The sequence below is a fragment of the Streptomyces sp. SX-6 genome (assembly GCF_059089585.1).
Genome location: NZ_JBTHHU010000029.1, coordinates 36,183 through 58,134, shown reverse-complemented (window position 1 = coordinate 58,134; position 21,952 = coordinate 36,183). Strand labels below are relative to the sequence as shown.

Annotated in this window: 17 protein-coding genes; 7 read left to right on the top strand and 10 right to left on the bottom strand. The window is 69.8% G+C overall.

Annotated elements, in window-relative coordinates; genetic code table 11:
* The first annotated feature begins 15 nt into the window (after window positions 1–15).
* From ACV530_RS27950 to ACV530_RS27940, 3 genes are read left to right on the top strand one after another with little or no spacing between them, the layout of a single operon-like run.
* On the top strand, window positions 16–846 hold the full coding sequence (locus ACV530_RS27950) for a thioredoxin domain-containing protein (protein ID WP_494335404.1): 831 nt from the start codon (window positions 16–18) through the stop codon (window positions 844–846).
* A gap of 49 nt (window positions 847–895) precedes the next feature.
* The gene (locus ACV530_RS27945; RefSeq protein WP_494335445.1) at window positions 896–1,555 is read left to right on the top strand and encodes a hypothetical protein; all 660 of its coding nucleotides are present in this window, start codon (window positions 896–898) and stop codon (window positions 1,553–1,555) included.
* 45 nt (window positions 1,556–1,600) lie between these two features.
* Window positions 1,601–2,437, top strand: coding sequence for a thioredoxin domain-containing protein (locus tag ACV530_RS27940; RefSeq protein WP_494335403.1), 837 nt, complete (start codon window positions 1,601–1,603; stop codon window positions 2,435–2,437).
* Between the two features lie 63 nt (window positions 2,438–2,500).
* On the opposite strand, the gene ACV530_RS27935 is transcribed toward ACV530_RS27940, so the two are convergent.
* On the bottom strand, window positions 2,501–2,761 hold the full coding sequence (locus tag ACV530_RS27935) for a hypothetical protein (protein ID WP_494335402.1): 261 nt from the start codon (window positions 2,759–2,761) through the stop codon (window positions 2,501–2,503).
* Between the two features lie 104 nt (window positions 2,762–2,865).
* A complete protein-coding gene (locus tag ACV530_RS27930; RefSeq protein WP_494335401.1) occupies window positions 2,866–3,132 on the bottom strand; it encodes a GntR family transcriptional regulator in 267 nt (88 codons plus the stop codon).
* A gap of 159 nt (window positions 3,133–3,291) precedes the next feature.
* Here ACV530_RS27930 and ACV530_RS27925 point away from each other — a divergent pair, with 159 nt between their 5' ends.
* Window positions 3,292–3,504: a DUF7848 domain-containing protein gene (locus ACV530_RS27925; protein ID WP_494335400.1), complete on the top strand. Its 213-nt coding sequence runs from the start codon at window positions 3,292–3,294 to the stop codon at window positions 3,502–3,504.
* A gap of 41 nt (window positions 3,505–3,545) precedes the next feature.
* Here ACV530_RS27925 and ACV530_RS27920 read toward each other — a convergent pair whose 3' ends face one another.
* Entirely contained in the window at window positions 3,546–5,642 is a 2,097-nt protein-coding gene (locus ACV530_RS27920) for an NEW3 domain-containing protein (RefSeq protein ID WP_494335399.1), read from the bottom strand.
* Window positions 5,643–5,770: 128 nt separating this feature from the next.
* Window positions 5,771–6,634, bottom strand: a complete 864-nt coding sequence (locus ACV530_RS27915; RefSeq protein WP_494335398.1) for an alpha/beta fold hydrolase — start codon at window positions 6,632–6,634, stop codon at window positions 5,771–5,773.
* Window positions 6,635–7,107: 473 nt separating this feature from the next.
* Here ACV530_RS27915 and ACV530_RS27910 point away from each other — a divergent pair, with 473 nt between their 5' ends.
* On the top strand, window positions 7,108–8,760 hold the full coding sequence (locus ACV530_RS27910; RefSeq protein ID WP_494335397.1) for an alkaline phosphatase D family protein: 1,653 nt from the start codon (window positions 7,108–7,110) through the stop codon (window positions 8,758–8,760).
* Here ACV530_RS27910 and ACV530_RS27905 read toward each other — a convergent pair.
* Window positions 8,757–9,332: a dienelactone hydrolase family protein gene (locus ACV530_RS27905; RefSeq protein ID WP_494335396.1), complete on the bottom strand. Its 576-nt coding sequence runs from the start codon at window positions 9,330–9,332 to the stop codon at window positions 8,757–8,759. The genes ACV530_RS27910 and ACV530_RS27905 overlap by 4 nt on opposite strands.
* A gap of 118 nt (window positions 9,333–9,450) precedes the next feature.
* Here ACV530_RS27905 and ACV530_RS27900 point away from each other — a divergent pair, with 118 nt between their 5' ends.
* Both ACV530_RS27900 and ACV530_RS27895 read left to right on the top strand, forming a co-directional pair.
* Entirely contained in the window at window positions 9,451–10,479 is a 1,029-nt protein-coding gene (locus ACV530_RS27900) for a mechanosensitive ion channel family protein (RefSeq protein WP_494335395.1), read from the top strand.
* Window positions 10,480–10,591: 112 nt separating this feature from the next.
* Window positions 10,592–10,849 (top strand): hypothetical protein, encoded by a 258-nt coding sequence (locus ACV530_RS27895; RefSeq protein ID WP_494335394.1) that lies wholly within the window; start codon window positions 10,592–10,594, stop codon window positions 10,847–10,849.
* 47 nt (window positions 10,850–10,896) lie between these two features.
* On the opposite strand, the gene ACV530_RS27890 is transcribed toward ACV530_RS27895, so the two are convergent.
* The 5 genes from ACV530_RS27890 to ACV530_RS27870 form a co-directional block, all read right to left on the bottom strand.
* Window positions 10,897–15,039: a hypothetical protein gene (locus ACV530_RS27890; protein WP_494335393.1), complete on the bottom strand. Its 4,143-nt coding sequence runs from the start codon at window positions 15,037–15,039 to the stop codon at window positions 10,897–10,899.
* A 3-nt stretch (window positions 15,040–15,042) separates the two neighbouring features.
* Window positions 15,043–18,492 carry a hypothetical protein gene (locus tag ACV530_RS27885; RefSeq protein WP_494335392.1) on the bottom strand — a complete coding sequence of 1,150 codons (3,450 nt, stop codon included), beginning with the start codon at window positions 18,490–18,492 and terminating at the stop codon, window positions 15,043–15,045.
* 84 nt (window positions 18,493–18,576) lie between these two features.
* A complete protein-coding gene (locus tag ACV530_RS27880; RefSeq protein ID WP_494335391.1) occupies window positions 18,577–20,169 on the bottom strand; it encodes a Na+/H+ antiporter in 1,593 nt (530 codons plus the stop codon).
* 84 nt (window positions 20,170–20,253) lie between these two features.
* Window positions 20,254–21,195, bottom strand: a complete 942-nt coding sequence (locus ACV530_RS27875) for an RluA family pseudouridine synthase (RefSeq protein WP_494335390.1) — start codon at window positions 21,193–21,195, stop codon at window positions 20,254–20,256.
* Between the two features lie 38 nt (window positions 21,196–21,233).
* On the bottom strand, window positions 21,234–21,815 hold the full coding sequence (locus ACV530_RS27870; RefSeq protein WP_494335389.1) for a signal peptidase II: 582 nt from the start codon (window positions 21,813–21,815) through the stop codon (window positions 21,234–21,236).
* Window positions 21,816–21,952: the final 137 nt, after the last annotated feature.

Here is a 21,952-nt window from a genome sequence, read left to right as displayed (position 1 = left end):
GAGACAGGCATCACCATGAGCAAGCGCAACAACTGGGAGAACAAGCAGTCGGCCCGCGATCGCCTCCGCGAGGAGCGCGAGCGCCAGGCGAAGAAGGACAAGACCCGGCGCCAGCTGCTGGTCGGCGGCGGAGTCGTCGGCGTCCTCGCCATCGCGGCGGGCATCGGCGTGGCCGTCTCGCAGATGGGCGGCAGCAGCGGCAACTCCGCCTGGGAGGCCGCGGCGAAAAAGACCCTCGTCAAGCCCGCCAACGCCACGGGCGACAAGGGCACCGACGTCGTCATCGGCAACAAGGACGCCAAGCACACGCTGACCGTCTACCAGGACATGCGCTGCCCGATCTGCTCCGTCTTCGAGCAGAACGTCGGCGGGACGATCGAGAAGGACGTCAAGGACGGCAAGTTCAAGGTCCAGTACACGATCGGCACCTTCATCGACAAGAACCTCCCGGGCACCGGCTCGAAGGTCGCCCTCAGCGCCATGGGCGCGGCCCTCAACGTCAGCCCGCAGGCCTTCGTCGACTACAACAAGGCCCTCTACTCCAAGGCCAACCACCCCGACGAGACCAAGGACTCGTTCTCGGACAAGAACAACCTGCTGAAGATCGCGGACCAGGTCCCCGCGCTCAAGGGGAATGCCGACTTCCGCAAGAACGTCGAGGACGGCACCTTCGACAAGTGGGCCCTGGAGATGTCCAGCACGTTCGACAACGCCAAGGACGTCACCGGCACCCCGACGATCAAGCTGGACGGCAAGAAGATCGAGGTCGACACCCCCAACGGCAAGGGTGCCCCGATGACCCCGGACGACTTCACCAAGGCGATCGACGCCCAGCTGAAGTCCTGACACCGCCTCCCGTTCCCCGTCCCCTCCGGACGTGGCACACTTCCGCGTTATGGAGGGGACGGGAGTTCGACTGCGGGCGCTGCGCGCCGCGCTGTTCACGGCTGTCTGCGTGACCCTCTCGGCGGCGTCCCACGTCCTGCTCTCCCGGATGCCGCTGCCGCTCTCCACGGTGGCCCTGCTGTCGGCCGCATTCTTCGCGATCGCGTACGCCCTGGCGGGCGGTGACGGCGAGCGCACTTACGGACAAATAGCCGCCCTCCTTATCCCCTTCGAGCTGACCGCCGACACGGTCTTCACGACCGGCCAGCACGCCTGTTACGGCCCCGCGGGCGGCCCCGTCTCCGGCACCCTGCGCGAGATGGGCATCGACCTGGTCTGCCACGGCGGCACCTTCGGCACCCCGCTCGCCCGCATGGCCACCGCCGCCCCGCCCCTCGACTCCACCGGCCCCTGGCTGCTGCTCGCCGGGCACGTCGCGGTCGGCCTGCTGGCCGCCGCCTGGCTACGGCGCGGCGAGGTGGCCCTGGCCCGACTGCTGCGCGCGATCGGCGCGTTCGCGTTCCGCCCGCTGCTGCTGGCGGCCACCACGTCCGTCCCCCGCCCGCCGGGCGGTACGGCCGTACGCCCCGTACGCGCCCTGCACCCCTCCCCCGCCCTCCCGCACCTCGTCCACTCCGTCGTACGACGCGGACCGCCGGCCTTCGCCTGAGCCGCCCGGTCCCCTCAACACTCGTACGTCAACGGAGAAGACATCATGAGCAACCGCAACAACCCGCAGAACAAGCAGGCCGCCCGCGAGCGGCTGCGCGCCGAGCGCGAGCGCCAGGCGAAGAAGGACAAGACCCGCCGCCAACTCCTGGTCGGCGGCGCGGTGGTGGTCGTCCTGGCCATAGCGGCGGGCATAGGCGTCGCGGTCGCCAACATGAAGGACGGCGGCGGTGACGACCACTGGGCGGCAGCCGCCAAGAAGGAACTCGTCAAGCCCGCCAACCTGACCAACGGCGACATCGTCATCGGCGACAAGAATGCCAAGGAGACGCTCACCGTCTTCGAGGACGCACGCTGCCCGGCCTGCGCCGCGTTCGAGCAGCAGGCCGGCCCGCAGCTGCGCCAGGACGTCAAGGACGGCCGATACAAGGTCCGTTACGTCATCGTCAACTTCATCGACACCGCGGGCAGCGGCACCGGCTCCAAGAACGCCGTCAACGCGCTCGGCGCCGCGCTGAACGTCAGCAAGGACGCCTTCGTCGAGTACAAGGAAGCCCTCTACTCGGAGAAGAACCACCCCAACGAGCAGGACGACGCCTTCTCCAGCGACAAGCGCCTCATCGAAATCGCCAAGCAGGTCCCGGCGCTGAAGGACAGCAAGGACTTCGAGAAGTTCGAGAAGAGCGTCAACGACCACACCTTCGACAGGTGGGGCCTGGAGATGGGCAAGCTCTTCGGCAAGGACGGCGTCAACGGCACCCCGACCCTGATCAAGGACGGCAAGCAGATCACGGTGCAGGGCCCCCAAGGGCCGGTACCTCCGATGACCAAGGAAACCTTCACCGAGCAGATCGACAAGCTGTTCGGCCCGAAGAAGAAGTAATCGAAGGGCAGTTGGCAACTCCCGCCCCGGTACCGGCAGGAAGCCGGTACCGGGGCGGTGCTTTCAATGCGATGTTCCCGGTTCGGACAGATCCTCCGGCCCATCGAACAGGTCAGGCCACGGGGGAACGCGGGGGTCCTCGCCCAACGCCGTCTCGGGAACCGTGAACTGGCCCGCTGCCCACAACAACGTCAGCTCATGTTCGCTGCGCCCGGTGATGGCAGCGGTGTCGCGGATGTATCCGGCAGTTTCCCCGGTCGCGACAACGCTCGCGATGATCGGGGGTTCTTCTTCGGGCAGCCTGGCTGCGGACTGATCGTTCACAAGCGACTCCTCTTCGGCGGTGGCGCCATACTCAACGGCTGGCGGGCCGCCAGGGTGCTCTTGAGGTCGCTTCGGCCGGTCCCCCAGAGTCAGGGGTAGGGCGTTCAGGACCTACCCGATCCCTTCGTCGCCTGCCTCGGCAGCCGCTTTGCGACGAACGACCCGAGCCCCGGCTCCGTGTAGATCAACCCCTCCGCCCGCAGCGCGCGGTGCACCTTTTGGCTCGTCTGCCCGGCGATGCCGAACTCCTCCTGGATTTGCACCACGGACGGCACGCGAGATCCCGGCGAGTACGTGCCATCAACGATGCGCTGTCGGATCACTTCGGCTACCTGGCGCCAGCGGGGCACATCGGGGGCGAATTCGATCACATGAACACGCTACGCACACCATCGCGTTCTAGTCGAGATATGGCGCACCTACTAGGGGTGGTATGCCTGCCACACCTGCCACGCATCCACTAGGCTCCCGGACACCCAAAGCCGCCGAACGGCTGCCCGTACGGTCAACTCCTGGAGCAGGCAGGGAACATGAACATCACCCGCATCATCCGCCCCGAGAGCGAATCCCGCACCCCCGTCACCTTCGCCATGCACTGCACCACATGCGGCGCAGCTTCAACCCCCGACCCCGACTTCGGGATCGCGCACAGCTGGGCCGCCAGCCACGCCGACCGCAACCCCACTCACCCCGCCTACCGCGAGGTCATCCACCGTCACTGGCACGCCACCCCGACGAGGTGAAACGGCGGGGCCGGGCCGATCTCCCGGCCCCCGCCAACGCCTCAGCCGGTCTGTACGAAGTCGGTGAAATCGGCTTCACCCGTGGCGCCCTCGCTGTGGGAGCTGGTGAACACCCCCACATCCTGAGCGGCGTTCACCCGAGGCAGGCTGGCCGTGCCGACCCGGGTCCAGGTGCTGCCGTCGGTGGAGTAGTAGCCGGTGTAGGTGGATCCGGAACGCGTCAGCTTGAGCAGGCTGGGATAGGCGGCGGTACCGCTTCCCTGGTTGGGCGGGGCGCTGTTGGAGTCCAGGTGACCGCTGCCTGTGCTGTCCCATTGCAGGACGTAGCCCTTGCCGGGGGCTTCGGCGAGGATGACGTAGCCGGGCGACGCGTCGGGCTTGGTGATGTCATTGCGCACCATGATTCCGGCCTTGGCCCACTCGTTGGTGGAGGTCTGGGCGGTCAGCCTGACGACCGTCGTGGAACCGTCGCGCTCCGCACCCGGCTGGTAGATCGCGCTGTACTGGTCGTTGTGGTACCAGAGGTCGGCGCCCGCTCCGTCGATGGCGAGCCGGTTTCCCTGTGCGCCGAAGGCGGCGGTGTTGTTGGTGAAGGTCTTCAGCGGGGCCCGTACCGGGGCGGAGAGCTCGGTGGGGTTGGGCGCGGTGACCGTCCGGGAGCCGCCCGGTCCCTGAACGGATGCCGTGCCGGTCACCGTGGCGTGGGTGATCGGCGCGGGGAGGACGGCCGGGGCGGTCACCCTGAAGCTGGCCACGGCCCGCTGCCCACCGGGGAGTTCGGGGAAACGGGTCCGGGTGAGCGGGGTGACGGCCCAACCGGACGGCACGTCGATCCCCAGCCCCACTCCGGTGGCAGTCTGCGTGCCGTAGTTGGTGACGGTCGAGGTCACGGTGGCGGAGCTGCCGGCCGTCCAGGCGGGCGCGGTGGTGTCCAGCACCACGTGGGGCGTGTGCTGGCCGGGCGTACCGGTCGGCCACACCCGGTACATCACGGTGCCGTGACCGGGCACGGTGGCGCTGATGACCCCCGCGGTCTCGTTGGTGCGGTGCTCCCACAGGTCGCGCAGGGCGTAACCACGGGCGGGTCCCAGCCCGACGGCCTGGGCGGTCGTGGAGATCACGGCCGGCTTGGCACCCTCGTTGAACAGCGCCACCGCGACGCTCCCGTCGGCCAGCGGCTTGGCGAGCACGTCCAGGCCGTTCTTCATGCTCACCGGCCTGCCCTGCCTGCCGAGTTGGTCCTGGTCGACGGCGATGACTTCCTTGTTGCCGTAGACGGCCAGGGTCTTGGCCGACGCCTTGCGCAGATCGGCGCCGGAGATCAGCGGGGCGGCCATCTCGGCCCAGAGCGAGAACTCGGTGCGGTCCTCGGCCGGGGTCATGCCGTTGCCGACCTCCAGCATGTCGGGGTCGTTCCAGGCGCCCGGCTTGGCGGCGTCGGCGAGCTTGACGTTCTGGTGGAAGATGGACAGCATCCGGCCATAGGAGGCGTCGATGTCTCCCGTAGTGCGCCAGAGGTTGCCGACCGAGCCGCCCCAGCTCGCCACGGACTCCTCGCCCCAGTTGCAGATGCTGTAGACGATGGGGCGATGTGTCTTGGCCAGGGCATCGCCCATCGCCTGGTAACGCTTCCGGGACGGTATGCCGAGGTTGTGGCAGTTGTCGTACTTGAGGTAGTCAACTCCCCAGGCTGCGAAGGAGTTGGCGTCCTGCTGCTCATGGCCGAGGCTGCCGGGGTAGCCGGCGCAGGTCATCGTGCCGGCGCTCTCGTAGATGCCCAGCTTGAGGCCCTTGTTGTGCACATAGCGGGCCACGCCCTTGATGCCATGGGGGAACTTGACCGGGTCCGGTACGAGTTGGCCCTTGGCGTCGCGGGATCCGGCCATCCAGCAGTCGTCGATGTTCACATACCGGTACCCGGCGTCCCGCAGCCCACTGGTGACGAGCTTGTCAGCGGTCTGTTCGACGAGCTTCTCGCTGACGTCGCAGCCGAAGGTGTTCCAGTCGTTCCAGCCCATGGGCGGGGTCCGGGCAAGTCCGTTGTCGAGAGCGGCAGCCGGGGCGGCAGTGAGCGGAAGAGCCGCCAGAGGTGCCACTGCCAGCGTGCCGGCGATGAGAGCAGCCCACGTTCTTCGCATCGGTTCTCCTGTGGTCCGGTGGTCCGGGAGTGGATCTGATGCCTTACGTCGAGCGCGGGGGGAATCGAACCAAAGCAAACACAACCAGTCAAGGGGAAACAGAAGAAAACCGAAAACAACGACGCAACCTAGCAGCGCTCCAGCAGCGTCCGCAGGATCCGCTCGGCGTGCGTCCACAGCACCGCGCCCCCGGCCTCCGGGACGACGTGCCGTACGGCCCCGGGGATGCGCGCCGCCAGACCGGCTCCCTGGTCGGACGAGTGGCCGAAGTCCCGCTCCCCGTACCAGAGATCGACCGGTACGCCGATCGCCGCGAGGTCGATCCCCCACCGACCCATGGCCAGCGCGGTGTCGCGCGCATAGCCGTCCGGCCCCTGGGCGAAGGCTTCCTCCAACGCTCGCCGGTACACGGCGGCAAACGCGGGCTGCCGATATACAGCGAGGTCGCAGTCAGGGCTGTGGGCCATGACCATGTCCCACATGGCCTGCGGCGAGAACCCGGCGAAGATCCGTTCCGCTGCGGCCGGATCGGCCACGGCGGTGTCCACGAGTCCCCGCAGTTCGCCGGGCAGCGCATCGGCGAACCGCGGGTCGGCGACCTCGTCCGCGCCCGAGACCACGGCGAGCGCGGAGACCGCACCGCTCGCCGCGCAGGCAAGGGCGAACGGCGCGCCCTGCGAGTTCCCCACCATCGCCGGGCGCCCCAACTCCCGCCGGGCGGCGAAGGCGCGGATGTCGGCGGCGAAGTCGGCGAAGCTCCGGCCGGGCGACGGCGTGGAGGCCCCGAGTCCGGGCCGGTCGACGGAAATCAGCCGTACGCCTAGCGCGTTGACGACGTCCATCCCGAAGCCGAGATGCCTGCTGGTAGCCGCCCCCGGCGAGAGCACCACCGGCACGCCATCCACTGGCCCCCATTCCGCCCAGCCCAACAACCGTCCATCAGGGAGCTGTTCTTCACCGGCACGGACTGGGGCATCGATACGCAGATCCATGATCACCATCCTGCCAGCCGCCGTGGGGTGCGGAATCTGTGGGCGGTTTACGTGACGGGTACTTGGCCGTCCGCCCCCGTTTCGTCGTTGTGCACGTGAAAAGCGGCGGGCTACGGGACAGGTGGGACCCGGGCCGGGCTCGCGTCGCCGGGTGCGCGGCCCGGCTGGGCAGCCTGACTACATGTCAGCGGTGAGAAGGTGACGTAAATATGTGAGGCATGCCCGAAATGGAACGTAACCAACTCACCGCTGACGCCCCGTCACATCTCACCCGCCTCAGCCACCCCTCCCATCCGCCCACCCCGGCGACGGCAACGGCGGCCAGGCGCCCGGCACCCCCCTCCCGTGGCCCGCCGCTTTTCAAGCGCCCGCCACGACGAAACGGGGGCGGACGGCCGAGCACCCGTCACGTAAACCGCCCACAGATGCCGCCCCCACCCACCCGCTTTACCGTTCCATTACGATGATCACCCGTGAGTGAACGCCCCCGAAACCCCCACATATCCCGCCGCGCCGCCGTCACGGCCGCTGCCGCCACCGCCGCACTGCTCCCCCTCGCCGGAGCCGGAGCAACCACCGCCCAAGCGACCGGCAGCAAGCCCGCCTTCCTCCACGGCGTCGCCTCCGGCGACCCCCTCCCCGACGGCATCCTGCTCTGGACGCGCGTCACCCCCACCCCCGACGCCGTGCCCGGCTCCGGGCTCGGGCCCGACACCCGCGTCACCTGGCAAGTGGCCGAGGACCAGGCTTTCCGTCGCGTCGTCGCCCAGGGCAGCACCACCGCCACCGCCGCCACCGACCACACCGTCAAGGCGGACGTGCGCGGACTGCGCCCCGCCACGGACTACTACTTCCGCTTCACCGCAGAAGCGGCAGGCGTCAACTCCCCCACCGCGCGCACCCGTACCGCCCCGGCCGTCGATGCCCGCAACGACGGCATCCGCTTCGGCGTGGTCTCCTGCGCCAACTGGGAGTCGGGGTACTTCTCCGCGTACCGCCACCTCGCCGCCCGCCGCGATCTCGACGCCGTCCTTCACCTCGGTGACTACATCTACGAGTACAAGTCCGGCGAGTATCCCGCCGCCAAGTACGTCGTACGTCCGCACAAGCCCACCCACGAGATCGTCACCCTCGCCGACTACCGCACCCGGCACGGGCATTACAAGACCGACCAGGACCTCCAAGCCCTGCACCACACGCACCCCATCGTCGCCATCTGGGACGACCACGAGTTCGCCGACAACGCCTGGTCGGGCGGGGCCGTGAACCACACCCCGGGGGCGGAGGGCGAATGGTCGGCGCGGATGGCGGCGGCGAAGCAGGCGTACTTCGAGTGGATGCCCGTACGCACCTCCGTCGCGGGCACGACCTACCGGCGGCTGCGGTTCGGCAAGCTCGCCGATCTGCACCTGCTCGACCTGCGGTCGTTCCGTAGCGAGCAGGCCAAGACCGGCAGCGGCGCCGTCGACTCGGCGAACCGTACGATCACCGGGCGGGCTCAGCTCGACTGGCTGAAGGAGGGGCTGGCGGCCTCCGACACCACCTGGCGGCTCGTCGGCAACCCCGTCATGATGGCGCCCGTCGCCTTCGGGTCGATGCCCGCGTATCTGCTCAAGCCGCTCGCGAAGCTGCTGGGGCTGCCGGCCGAGGGCATCACGGCCAACACCGACCAGTGGGACGGGTACACGCACGACCGGCGTGAACTGCTCGACCACCTCACCGGCCACGGCATCCGCAACACCGTGTTCCTGACGGGCGACATCCACATGGCGTGGGCCAACGAGGTGCCCAAGCAAGGCGCGACGTACCCGCTCTCGAAGTCCGTCGCGACGGAGTTCGTAGTCACCTCCGTCACGGCCGACAACCTCGACGACACCCTGCACGTCCCCGCGCACACCGTCTCGCTCGCCGCCGACGCGGCGGTCAAGGCGGCCAACTGGCATGTGAAGTGGGTGGACATGGACGCGCACGGCTACGGGGTGCTCGACGTCACCGCCGAGCACGCGCAGATGGACTACTACGTGCTGTCCGACAAGCGCGACCCGAAGGCGACGGCCCGCTGCGTCCGTTCGTACCGGACGCGCTCCGGGACGCAGCGGATCGAGCGCACCAAACCAGTGAGTTAAAGCGAGTCGAGGAAGCCGAGGGCCACCTTCCACGTGGTCTCGGCCGCCTCCTTGTCGTAGTCCGGCAGCTCCTCGTCCGTGTACAGGTGCCCGGCCCCGGGGTAGCGGTAGATCTCGACGTCCGCACCGGCCCGGCCCATGCGCAGGTACCAGGCGTTGAGCCAGTCGTGCGGCTCGAAGGGGTCCGGGTCGGCGACGTGCAGCTGGACGGGCAGTTCGTCCATGGCCGCGTCGTCGGCGAGGTCGGACGTGCCGTGCAGGAGCAGCAGACCGCGGGCCTTCTCGTCGCCCAGCGCCAGGTTCTGGGCGATCGACCCGCCCAGCGAGAACCCGGCGTAGACCAAGCCGCGGTCGGACAGCGGTGCCGCCGCCTTCACCGCGCGCCGCAGCAGCTCCTCGCGGCCGATCTCGTCCTTGATCTCCATGCCCTCCTCGACGGTCCCGGCCGTGCGGCCGTCGTAGAGGTCCGGGACGTGCACCTCGTGCCCGGCGGCACGCAGCCGCTCGGCGGCGGCGTGCACCGCGGGACGCAGGCCGTAGGCCGAATGGAACAGGACGACAACTGACGGCACTGGGGTCACTTCCTTAACAAGCTGCTCAACAAGCCGCGGGATCGCGTCCTTCCATCGTGCCAGCTACGGTCGGCAGGGGGGCGCCCGGCAGCGGACCGTCGGAAGGGGCTGAGCACCCATGGAGGACGTGCTGCGCCCCCTCGCGGTCCTGGGCGGAGCGGTGATCGTCACCTACGCGGTCGGCTGGGCCGTCGACCTGGCGTTGCGCCGGATGGGTGCCCGGCACCCCGAGACCCCGCTGTGGGACCAGCTGCGCCGCTGCCGGTGGCCGCTGCGGCTGGCGCTGTGCGCGGCACTGCTGCGCGGCGGTTACCAGGCCTCCAAACTCATGCAGAAGCACGACACCGCCGTCGGGCAGGTGCTGACGCTGTTCCTGATCGGGGCCTGTGCCTGGCTCGTGGTGCGGGTGGCCGCCGCCGCAGTCGAGTCCGGCTACGCCCGCTACGCGGCGCGCGACCGGGACCCGGCCCGGCTGCGCCGGGTGCGTACGCAGGTGACCCTCATCCAGCGGATCGTCACGGCCGCCGTCGCCGTGGTGGCGGTGGCGGCGATGCTGCTGACGTTCCCCGCCATGCGGACGGCGGGGACGTCACTGCTGGCCTCGGCCGGGCTGATCGGCATCGTGGCGGGCATCGCCGCCCAGTCGACGCTGGGCAATCTCTTCGCGGGCCTGCAGATCGCCTTCGGCGACATGGTGCGGATCGGCGACGCGGTAGTGGTCGCGGGCGAGCGCGGCACCGTCGAGGAGATCACGCTGACCTACCTGGTGGTGGTGACCTGGGACGAGCGGCGTCTGACCATGCCGGTGTCGTACTTCACTGGCCGCCCCTTCGAGAACTGGTCGCGCGGAACCCCGCGGATGACGGGGACAGTGTTCCTGCACCTCGACCACTCCGCCCCACTCGACCTGATGCGGGCGCACCTGCACGGGGTGCTCGACAACTGCCCGGAGTGGGACGGGCGCGACTGGGACCTGGCGGTCACCGACACCACGCCGTCGACCATCCTCGTACGGGTGCTGGTCACCGCCCGCAACCCCGATGACATCTGGACCCTTCGGTGCACGGTGCGCGAGAAACTGCTCACCTGGCTGCGCCGCGAGCATCCGTACGCGCTGCCGCGCATTACGACGACATCGTCGGACTAATAATCCGTTCGGGTGGATGCTTTATCCGGACTCTTCACTGAATCTCCAGGAAAGCGGACGCTTTGGCGTACGGCACATATGCCAACTTCCCTTTATGGAAGGAGAGTTTGCCATGGCACTGGGGACTTTCGATTACACCCGGGGTGACAACGGTAAGCGGGACAAGCTCACGAATCCGGACAACGGCAAGTGTCTCGACATTCCCGGACAGGCGCAGCCCGCGAGCGCGACCAACAACACCGACCAAACCGCCAAGCTCTACGGGCTGGCGCGGGGGTGTCTCGACGACGATCTCATCGACACGCTGGATCCGGGCCAGACCGGCCCCCCGTCCATCGGCCCCTTCGCCATGCAGGTGCGATTCGGCTGACCAGCCGCCCGCGAAGGGCCCGGGCCTCCACGGCCCGGGCCCTCTCGCTACTCCTCCAGCACGATCCCGCCCAACAGCGAGACCACCAACCCGAATTGCTCCGCGTGGATCAGACGACTGCCTACCGGTACGGACACCCCCTGCGCCGTGACCGTATCCGTCGCCGTGGCGGGGTCGGTCTCGTGGACCTCGTGCTCCTCCACCACCAGCCGGTACACCGACGGCGGCAGCACCTGCGCGGACGGGGGCGTGAGGTCGCCGGACCATACGAAGCCGGAACCGGAGCCGGAACCAGCGGCGACGCAGACGAGTTCGGCCACAGCCCCCGTCCCCGTCCAGTCGAGGTCGCCGCCCAGGAGGTCCCGCCGCTGCACCGATGCGGTGACCCGGCGGCTCGCCGCCATGGCCGCCTGGCCCGTGCCGACCCGTGCGCCCAGGGCGTTGAGGGTGACGGGCCCGCTCAGCTCGAGGTGGATCGCACCGGTCGCGGTCATGGTGGCGGTGACGGTGCGGTCGGGCATCGGCTGGATGAAGTCCGCGAGGACCACCTTGGAGAGCTGGAGAGGATCGACCGAGAACGGCTGGTAACGGGCGAGGGCCAGCCGCAGCATCGGGAAGTAGGCGGTACCGTCGGCGGGCTGGCCGAGATCCACGTCGATGTCGCAGGTCCACAGCTGCAGTTCGGGGTCGTAGACGGGGGCGAACGCGGCGACCGACACCGGGCCGAGCGTCTCCTCCGGCACCAGGCCGGTCGCGGTGCGTACCGCGTTCGGGAAGGCGGAGGGGTCGAGGTGGGGCAGGACGGTCGTATCCGCCCAGGCGGGGTCGTGGCCGTACCGCGTGACCAGGTGGTCGGGCAGGCTCGTCCCCGGATCGAGGACGACCGCGAGGAGTTCGTCGTCCCCCGAGGAGAACCAGGGGCGTTGGAGGTGCACCCGCACACCCGCGTGCCGCCGGACCTGGGTCACGCTGTGCAGGACGTGGTCGACGGTGCGCTCCCGACCGAAGGTGGGCACGAGGTGGCTCGGTACGGGCGGATCGGGCCGGCGTGAACTCGGCACCGCCCAGATCTGACTGGCAGGCCCCGTACTCGTGATCAGCGCCGGCTGGGCCGTGATCGCCGGGTGGAAGTACTCACGGAAGCGGGTGGTCGCGGTCGGGGTGTAGGTGATGTTGCGGTGCTTGGTGTCGCGGAACTCGTGGCGGATGTCGAAGAAGACCCGGTCGCCCAGCACCGGGTCGCCCAGGGCGAAGTCGTCCACATGCGCATGGCCGTTGATCTGCTGCGGCGCGGGCTGGGCGACGTCGTCGAGCTGCTCGCTCCATGTGGCGTCGATGTCGATCCGGCCGGTGCTCTTGGCATGGGTCTGCACCGCACCCTCGACGCGGGTGAAGGTCTGCCCGGCCTCGCGGGGGAAGGTGAGGGCGCCCAACACCGGCTGGGTCAGCGGCTTTTCGACGGCGTGGACGAGGGTGAGCTCCACCCAGGGGGTGATCATCCAGTTCTCGCCGTCGGCCGCGGCGGCCGTCAGTTCGTCCTTCTTGTCCTGCGGCAGCCCGTTCCAGACAGCGGAGCCCGTCAGCATCTGCCAGTTGTGGAACGTGTCGAGGTCGCCCGCGTCGAGCCGGCAGCTCATGCGCACCGTGGCCATCTCCGCCTTGGGCAGGAACACGGTGAGCTGCCGCTGGACCAGCCCGTCCCAGACCGGCGCTCCATCCCCCTCCTCGATCTTCAGCCGGAGCGGCCTGGCCTCCGGCCAGGGCCCGGGGAAGTCGAAGGTCTCGTTGGGCGCGGCCCCCGGCAGCCCGCGCAGGGACACCCCGCGGGCGGGTACGTCGGGCAGGTAGGGCAGCAGCAACTGGGCCGCGTCGTGCACCACGTACTCGCCGGGCTGGAGGCCCGCCCCTCGCGGCACGGGGAGTTCGGTGAGCGGTGTGGTGTCGTGGACGTCGTGCTTGGCGACATGGATCTCGCCGAAGAACTTGAGGTCACGGGTGAGCGAGGGGTCCTCGGGGAAGCTGACGACGGTGTCGAGGTAGCTGCCCGCCTCGCGGGAGGCTGCCGCGAGGAACTGCCGGCGCACCGCGTCCGGCTTGTCCGGTCCGAAGGCGGCGTCGTACATCCCGTACTGCTCGGCCGTCCGCAGCGGGGTCTTCGGCGGGCTGACGTGCCGCTCGTCGAAGTCGCGGTAGCGCCGGTCGAGCCCGTCGACCTGCGAGTGCTGCTCGTGGTCGGGAACCTGCGAGTTGCGCAGCAGTGCCCACTCGGTGGGCGTCATGGGCGTTCCGTCGTCGTGGAGGGTGCTGCGGATCACCAGCCGGGGCTCCGACTCGCCCTCCAGGAACGGCCATCGGGGCACGATCGCGGGCGGCGGCACGGGTTCCCACCGCCGGTACGTGATCGCGGCGGTGGCCGCGCCCTCGGCTGTGGCGGTGCCGGGGGCGAGGCTGTTGCCGGCGAGGTCGACGAGGCGGGCGCGCAGCTGGTACGTACGCCGGTAGCGCAGGGCGGGCAGGCTCCCGGCCGGCGGCCGGAAGGTGGTGTCGAGCGGGAAGTCCGCCGACACCTCGGGGTTGGGCACCTGCGGCTGGTTGTCCAGGCCGATCGTCCGGCCCGCGGGCGGGGCGGCCAGGCTCCAGCCGTGCCAGCCGAAGAACGCCTGGTGCACGTAGAGCTCGTTGTCGGCGACCTTGTCGTGGGTCACCGCGCTCGCCTTGACCTGGCCCTCGTCCGGGCCGACGGCGATGGGGACGGGCGGCTGTCCGGCGGGCCTGATCGCATAGTCGCCGGTACGGGCGCACAGCGGGCGCCAGACGGCGACCTGGCCCGTGGTGTCGTCGACGACGCCGACGTCGACGCGGTAGCCGCGGACGAGCTGGGCTGCCTCCAGTACGGCCGCGTCCGCGGCGGCGCTGTTCCGTGCGTCGGCCTCCATCTGGTCGGCGAGGGAGGCGTCGCGGTTCTCGAAGAGCACGGTGATCCCCGCGGTGTGCAGGGCGGGGGGAGCAGCGCTGTCCGGGGCGGCGGGGAGCGTGGGGTCGGGGAGGGCGGTCAGCGCCTGGTCGACGATCCGGGAGAACTCCACGAACTTCATGGCCGCGGCGTCCACATCGAGATCGGTGACGTGCACGTCGTCGGCGCTCAGCCGCAGCATGCGCTGCCCGTACAGCTCGTCGTCGGCGGAGTACGGCTCGAGCCGCGCGCCCGCGCCCGCGACGTAGCGCAGCCGGGTCCACGGCCGCAGGGTCTCGTCGGTGTTGAGCTGTCCCTGGGCGGCGGTGAAGGAGACGCGGGCCTGCCACTGGTCGGCGAGCCCGGCGGACGGTGTCACCAGCAGATCGACCGCGAGGCCGAAGCGGCGCAGGAGTTCGGGGTAGTCGGCGAGCAGGGCGCAGGCGGAGTGGAAGTCGAAGTCGGGCGGGTTCACCGGGGGTGCCGGAGTCGGCGGCGTGGTCGGTGCCGGTTGCGGACGGTCGTAGAAGCGGTACGCCTCCGCGAAGTTGAGCTGTGCGCTGTTGCTCGTGTATCCCCCAGCGTTCCTCGGCATGGTGATCGGCCGGAACGGGTTGGCGGCAGCTGCGGGGCTGGTGCCGTGGAGCAGGAGATCAAGGGCATTGAAGGCACCCGTGAAGTCCCGGCCAAGGTGTTGGAGGGGCTGCGTGATGGCGGTGAGGAGATCGGCCAGCTCCGGGTGGTCCCAGGTCAACGGGGGCACCGGTTCCTGCTGTACACCCTGCCTGCCGGGCGGGAACACCCGGCGCTGCGCGGTCGCCGTCACAGCGGACTCGTAGAGGGTGCCGATCCGTTGGTGCACCGCCTTGCTGGGGAACGAGCGCAGGACGGGCGGCCCGGCCGCGGCGGCGGCGGTGAAGCCGACGGGCGGCGGCTGGATCTTGGTGGTGAGCGGGAAGAGCAGCTTCCACAGCGCGCTGTCGGGCGGCGGGAACCGGCCGGGCTCGGGCGTGACCGGCATCATGACGCCGGGGCCCGTGTCGCCGGGTGCCCTGAACGCGACCTGGAGCGCGGGCAGATATGTGCCGAGGGTGGCGGGCCAGTCGTGGAATCCGGCGAAGTCGTTGAGGGTGGTTCCGCCGGCCAGGCGCGGGCTGACCAGGACGGTCAGGCGGAGGCTGCCGTCGGTGGCCAGGCCGTCGGGAAGTACGGTCCACCGGATCGACTCGGGTGCCATGGCTCAGCTCACTTCCGCGAAGGCGGTGCAGTATTCGTCGACCGGGTCGCGCGGCAGCCCGGTCACGGGGTCGATGAAGGGCGCCATCATCTGGGCGAAGGTGGGTGGTTGGACACCGGCCGGGTCCGCGCCCGGCAGGGCGGCGGGCGTCGGCCCGGAGCCCACGAAGCGTTTTTCGCATTCGATGGTGACCGACTTCGAGAAGAAGCCGATGTGGATGCTGACCGAGATCTTCGCACGGCCGTAGACGGTCCCGGTGGCGATCTCGTAGGTCAGTTCCAGGCTGATTTCGATGGAGGCGGACACGATGCCGAGCACGTCGACCTCGCCGCGGGCCCGGAAGTACCCGGTCAGCCGGGATTCGCCGTCGTTGGCACCGCCGGTTTCCAGCCGGAAGTAGATGCCCGCCATGACCGACAGACTGCCGCTGGCCACGCCGAAGTTCATGGCGAGTTCAGCGCCGAATTCCAGGGCCGCCTCGAGGTAGGCGACGTTCATGCCGGTCAGGCCGATCCCGAAGAACCCTCCGCCGCCGAGCAGGGAGACGGTGAGCCGGAAGGGCGCGTCCCTGGTACAGAAGGCGAAGCCGATCGTGAACGGGCCGCCGATGAAGGGCAGATTGAGATTGGCGTCGAGCCGCAGGTTCTCCAGACTGAACACACCGATGGCGAGATTCGGCAGCGGTAGCCCGTAGTCGGCGACGATTCCCTCGGGAGTGACCTGGATTCCGGGCGGGTCGCTGAAGCCGTCGACGGGGATGAGCTTGCGCAGGGTTTCGACGAAGGCCAGCGGGCCGATGAACTGGATTCCCTTGAAGCCGATGTCGATGTCGGGTTTCTGCCCGACGCGCATGGAGAACCGGACGCGGTCGAAGTTCAGCTCGATGGCATTGAATTTCGGCACGAGTTTGAGGGAGAACGTCTCCAGGCTGCAGCTGATGTCGGCGCCCGGGGGCACGTCGGGGTGCAGCGATCCTCGTACGTCGACGACCAGGGAGAACCGGCCGGGATTTCCCTGGTCGTCCTTCGGGACGAAGATGGGATCGCCGCCCTTGAACGGAGACCACGGCTGGATCGTCGGGTTCCACTCCAGTCGTGTGTTCACGGTCTCCGGCAGCTTGAACCCCCTGGCTGCCTGCTGGAGGGCGTCCCGCAGGGACAGTGCCTGTCCGGCGGCGGTGGTCCAGGTCGCCGCCTGCTGCTGCAGCCGGGCGAGGAACGCGCGGATTCCCGGATCGGCACGGTTCGGGAGGGCGTTGACAAGGTCGCCGAGCGCGGACGTGAAGGCATTGACGGCGTTGTCGACATCGGCCAGTGAGACGGGCGCGCTCCGGGCAGGCAGACCCTGTGCGAGGAACTCGCCGATGACCGTGAGCAGTTGCCGCCCGGTGTCGAGCACGCGCTGAGCCTCTGCGGGGAGAGTGCTTTCCGCATTGCCGACCAGGTCCTGCATCCGGCGCAGATCGGAGAGGAACCCGGTGACGGCGTTGACGGTCTCGGTGAAGAAGTTCGGTACGTGCAGGGCCGACAGGACCTCGCCGGGCACTACCGCCTTGATGATCCCAGCCAGCGGGATGATGCCCAGCAGTCGTGCGTCCAGGGCGCTGAAGAAGGCCGTCGGGTCGAACTGCCCGTCCGCAATGGTCCCGAGCGGGTCGCCCCCGCTGCCTCCGATCGGGCCCGTCTTCCGGGACAGCCCGGCCACGCCGAAGCTCGGCGTCGTCAGAGCGCCGGAGCGGTCGCTCTGACTGCCGAAGTCCATCGTCAGCGGACTGCCCTGCGGGGTGAGCACGTTGAGGAAGACCTCGCCGAGGTTGGCCGTGCGCGGGCCGCTGGCCACCTGCTCGAAGCCGCTCAGGGCGTACCGTGCCGCGTAGTTGACCGGCACAGTGGTGGCGCTGCCGCTGAGCCCGCTGACAGCGGGCACGGTCACGTTGGCCCAGAAGAGCTGGGGGATGAAGGGGGCCTCGCCCGGTTTGTTCTGGTTCACCGCGGCCAGTCCGGGAGGGGCGGCCATGTTCCAGACGAGATGGGCGACGTCGAGGCTGGTGTCGTCGGGCTTGCTGCCGGGCGCGAGCGCCACGGGCTGCCCGAGCAGGGCGGCACTCGTCCTCTCTGGCGGTACGGCGGTATCCGCGATCAGGCCGGGCACGTGTCCGGCATCCGTGTTGTAATCGCCAACCGTGGACGGAAGTTGACCTTGACCGGTCAGCCCCTCGGGGATGAACTTCAGCGGTGTTCGGAACTCGACGATCCGCTTGTCGTGGTCGACCGCGGTGGCCCTGAAGAGGAAGAGAAGGCCGGGGCCCGTCGGATTCGACGGATCCTGTGTCTCGGGGTAGAACGCCGTGCCCTGCTGCGCGTTGGCCAAGTCCGGTGTCACCAGGGTCTCGAGCCGCACACTGGTGAACGGGAACAGCAGATTGGTCAGGCTGCTGGTCGGCGAGGTGTCGGCGGGCAGCGGGACCGTGGGGTCGAAGATACGGACCGGCTGCCGGACCACGATGAAGTTGCGCTGGAAGAGATATGCCGCCCGCGGATCCTTGAACTTGCGCTCCGTGACCGTGACCAGCTCCGCCCGGTGCCCGAACGGGGCGAGAAAGCCTTCGTGCAGTACCCGTACATAATGGTCACGGCCCATGGTCGCCTGGTGCCGCCACTCGGAGAGGTCGATGTGGTCGGGCCGTACAGGCCATGTGCCGAGGCTGTCCAGCCAGCCGCCGACGGCCGAAAGCATCAGGTTGTGCACCGTGACGGGCGAGGGCACGAAGGGCTTTCCTTCGGCCGTGAACTGCCCGTCATGGGCGGTCAGTTCGACGATCTGCGTACGGTCCTCGGCCGTCAGCGAGAGCAGGGGAAGGTCCGGCGGTGCCACCCCCGGATCCCGGTCCCGGTTCCACACCGCCCGGGCCGTGGCGGCGGACAGCCGGGTGTGCCAGAGCTCGACCCGCTCCCCCGGCAGCGGGTCGGCGATCTCGCCCCGGTGGACCCACCGGGCGGTCTGCGGCGGGGACAGGAAGAGCCGGTAGGGCAGTTCGATGCCCGTGAAGGGGTGGGCCGGGTCGGCGAACGGGTCCTGCGGAGCGCGCGCGGCGGTGCCGCCCTCGCGGGCCGCGTCCACCACGCGCAGCGGCAACGTCCGCATGGCGTCGAGGAGTCCGGCCTCGGAGTAGTCGATCGCGTCCTGCGGGCCCACCTCGAAGACGAGCGTGCTCCGGCCGCTGATGAGCGCGCCGACCGGCGGGTCCGTCGGGGCGGAGCCGGGCTCCGGGAAGGCGTGCTCGGCAAGGTGTTGCGGCCCGAAGGCGACGACCAGCAGGCCGTCCTGCGCGGGATCGGCGCGGATCAGCCGGCGTCCCCCCGGCTGCCGGTCGATCACCAGCCCGGGAAAGGCGAAGCGCAGGTCGAGCAGATCGGTGACGCGCAGCACACGAATCGGTGCAGGAGTGGTCATGTCTTCCCCCTGAGATGCCACTCCCTTGAATACGCCCGAATGGCATACGGGGTGTACTACCCAAATGGGTGAAAGACCCTCTCCTCACCCGCCTCGCAGACTCCGTACGTCCAGATGCCGCAGCACCCGGTCGACCACTTCCGGGTCCATCCACGGCTCGCTGCGTGCGTCGAGCACCGCGTGACGTGCGGCCGAGAGCAGGTCGCCGTGGATGCGCTGGATGGTGCGCAGCCGGTCGACACGCTGGGCGTGGGCCTCGCGCCGCTCGTCGTCGACCATCTCGGGGCTGATGCGGGCGCCGATGTCGTAGGCGCGCCGGTGCAGCATCTCCATCAGGTCCTCGGGGAGGTCCTCGTCCCGCTCGATCTCCAGCAGCCGGTGCTTGGCCGCCTTGGAGGCGCGGATGGCCAGTTGCCGCTCCAGCTCCCGGGTCCAGTCGGAGTCGGCGCGCACCCCGAGCACCCTGACCAGCCGGGGCAGGGTCAGGCCCTGGACGACGAGCGTGGCGATGATGACGGCGAAGGCGACGAAGAGGATCTCGTCGCGGGCCGGGAAGGGCGTCTTGTCGTCCGTGGTCAGCGGGATGGCCAGGACGAGCGCCACGGAGGCCACGCCGCGCATGCCGGACCACCACATGATGAGGGTCTCCCGCCAGTTCGTCAGGATCTCCTCGTCGATGTCGCGGCCCTTGTGCAGCCTCTTGGCCAGCCAGGCGGCGGGCAGCAGCCATGCCAGGCGCACACCGACCACGACGGCGACGACGACGCCGCCGATGCCGAGCATCTCGCCCCAGCGGCCCGCGGCGGTGCCGATGGCGGTGTGCAGCTCGAGGCCGACGAGGCCGAAGGCGACGCCGGTGACGAGGGTGTCGACGATCTCCCAGAAGGTGTGCCCGGCCAGCCGCCCCAGGACGTCGTCGGCGTCGCTGGCGAACTCGGCGAGGTAGAGCGCGGTGGTCAGCACCGCGAGCACCCCGGAGCCCTTGAACTCCTCGGCGAGGACGTAGGAGACGAAGGGCACCAGCAGGGTGAGCCCGATCTGGAGCGTCGCGTCGCCGAGGACGTCCATCAGCCGCTTGGTGACCCAGCCGAGCACCAGGCCGACCAGGACGGCCACGATGGCGGAGAACAGCAGCTCGCCGGCCGCTCTCGGCAGCGAGAAGGTGCCGCTGACGGCCGCCGCGATGGCCACGTGGTAGAGCACGATGGCGGTGACGTCGTTGAAGAGCCCCTCGCCCTCCAGGATGGAGACCATGCGGCGCGGCAGCCCCAGCGAGCCCGCGACGGCGGTCGCGGCGACGGGGTCGGGCGGGGCGACGAGCGCGCCCAGGGCCACGGCCGCGGCGAGCGAGATCCCCGGCACGATCGCGTTGGCGACGGCGGCGACCGCGGCGGTGGTGACGAAGACGAGCGCCACCGCCAGCAGGAAGATCGGCCGCCGGTTGGCCATGAACTGCCGCCAGGAGGTGCGCTGGGCGGACGCGTAGAGCAGCGGCGGCAGCACCAGCGGGAGGATGAACTCCGGCGGGATGGCGATGTTCGGTACGAACGGCAGCAGGGCGAGGACGATCCCGCCCAGCGTCATCAGCACCGGCGACGGCAGCCCCAGCCGGTCCCCCAGCGGCACCGTGACGAGCGCCCCGAGGAGCAGCACGAACAGCAGGGCCAACTGGTCCACGGGAGCCCTCCGGGCAGCCGGGCGGAGAGTCGATCACGCCCAGCGTGCCACGGAGCCCGGAGGACGGCCCCTCGGGGAGTCCGCTCAGGCGCTCTCGGCGCGCACCTTGTCCAGCGCGTGCTGGAGGTCGTCGGGGTAGCCGCTCTCGAACTCCACCCAGCGCCCGTCCGAGGGGTGCTCGAAGCCGAGCTTCACGGCGTGCAGCCACTGCCGGGTGATCCTCAGCCGCTTGGCGAGGGTGGGGTCGGCGCCGTAGGTGAGGTCACCGACGCACGGGTGCCGGTGGGCGGACATGTGCACGCGGATCTGGTGCGTACGGCCGGTCTCCAGCTTGATGTCGAGCAGGCTGGCGGCCCGGAATGCCTCGATGAGGTCGTAGTGCGTGACGGACGGCTTGCCCTCGGCGACGACCGCCCACTTGTAGTCGTGGTTCGGGTGCCGGCCGATGGGGGCGTCGATGGTGCCGCTCATCGGGTCCGGGTGGCCCTGCACCAGCGCGTGGTAGCGCTTGTCGACCGTACGCTCGCGGAACTGCGCCTTGAGCAGCGTGTAGGCGCGCTCGGACTTGGCGACGACCATGAGCCCCGAGGTACCGACGTCCAGCCGGTGCACGATGCCCTGGCGCTCGGCGGCGCCGGAGGTGGAGATGCGGTAGCCCGCCGCGGCGAGGCCGCCGATGACGGTGGGCCCGGTCCAGCCGGGGCTCGGGTGGGCGGCGACGCCGACCGGCTTGACGATCACCACGATGTCCTCGTCGTCGTGGACGATCTCCATGCCCTCGACCGGCTCCGCGACGACCTGCACGGGGGCGGGTGGCGCGGGCATCTCGACCTCGAGCCAGGCCCCGCCGCTGACCCGGTCGGACTTCCCGGCCTCGGCTCCGTCGAGCTGGACCTTGCCCGCGGCGGCGAGCTCGGCCGCCTTGGTACGGGAAAAGCCGAACATGCGTGCGATCGCGGCGTCGACGCGCTCGCCCTCGAGGCCATCGGGGACGGGCAGGGTGCGGATCTCGGGAATGGTGCTCACCCGTCGAGTATGCCGGACGGGTGACGCGGGACCGTAAATCAGTCCTTGTGGAGGGTGCCGTCCGGGTCCAGACCGCGGAACGAGAGGATCACGATCAGGAAGCCGCCGCAGACGATCGCCGAGTCCGCGAGGTTGAAGACCGCGAAGTGCGCGGGCGCGATGAAGTCCACGACCCCGCCCTCGAACCCGCCGGGCGAGCGGAAGAGCCGGTCGGTGAGATTGCCGAACGCGCCGCCCAGCAGCATTCCGAGCGCGATCGCCCACGGCACGCTGTAGAGCTTGCGCGCGATGCGCGCGATCACGGCGATCACGGTGGCGGCGATGACCGTGAAGACGATAGTCATCGTCTCCCCGATGCCGAAGGCGGCGCCGCGGTTGCGGATCACCTCGAACTGGAGCCAGGTGCCGATCACTTCGATCGGGTCGTGGTGCTCGAGCTTGGCCACCACGAACAGCTTGCTGGTCAGATCGAGGAGGTAGGCGAAGGCGGCCACACCGAGCAGCACCGCGATGCGGCTCCTGCCCTTGGCGGTGCCGTTCTCCCCGGCCGCCGGCCCGCCGGCCCCGTCGGGGCCCTCCGGCGCACCGGTGGGCCTTCCGGTCTGCTCCGCCTCTGTCACGTGAGTCCTTCGCGTCTCTCGGCGCCTGTACCGCTCGTCTCCCACCACCATCGGGCATGACAGTGCTGTGCACTACTGCGACGGATGGGTGCCGGGTGCTCTGCCCGGCTGAGGACGAGGGTACGGCACGGCACGCG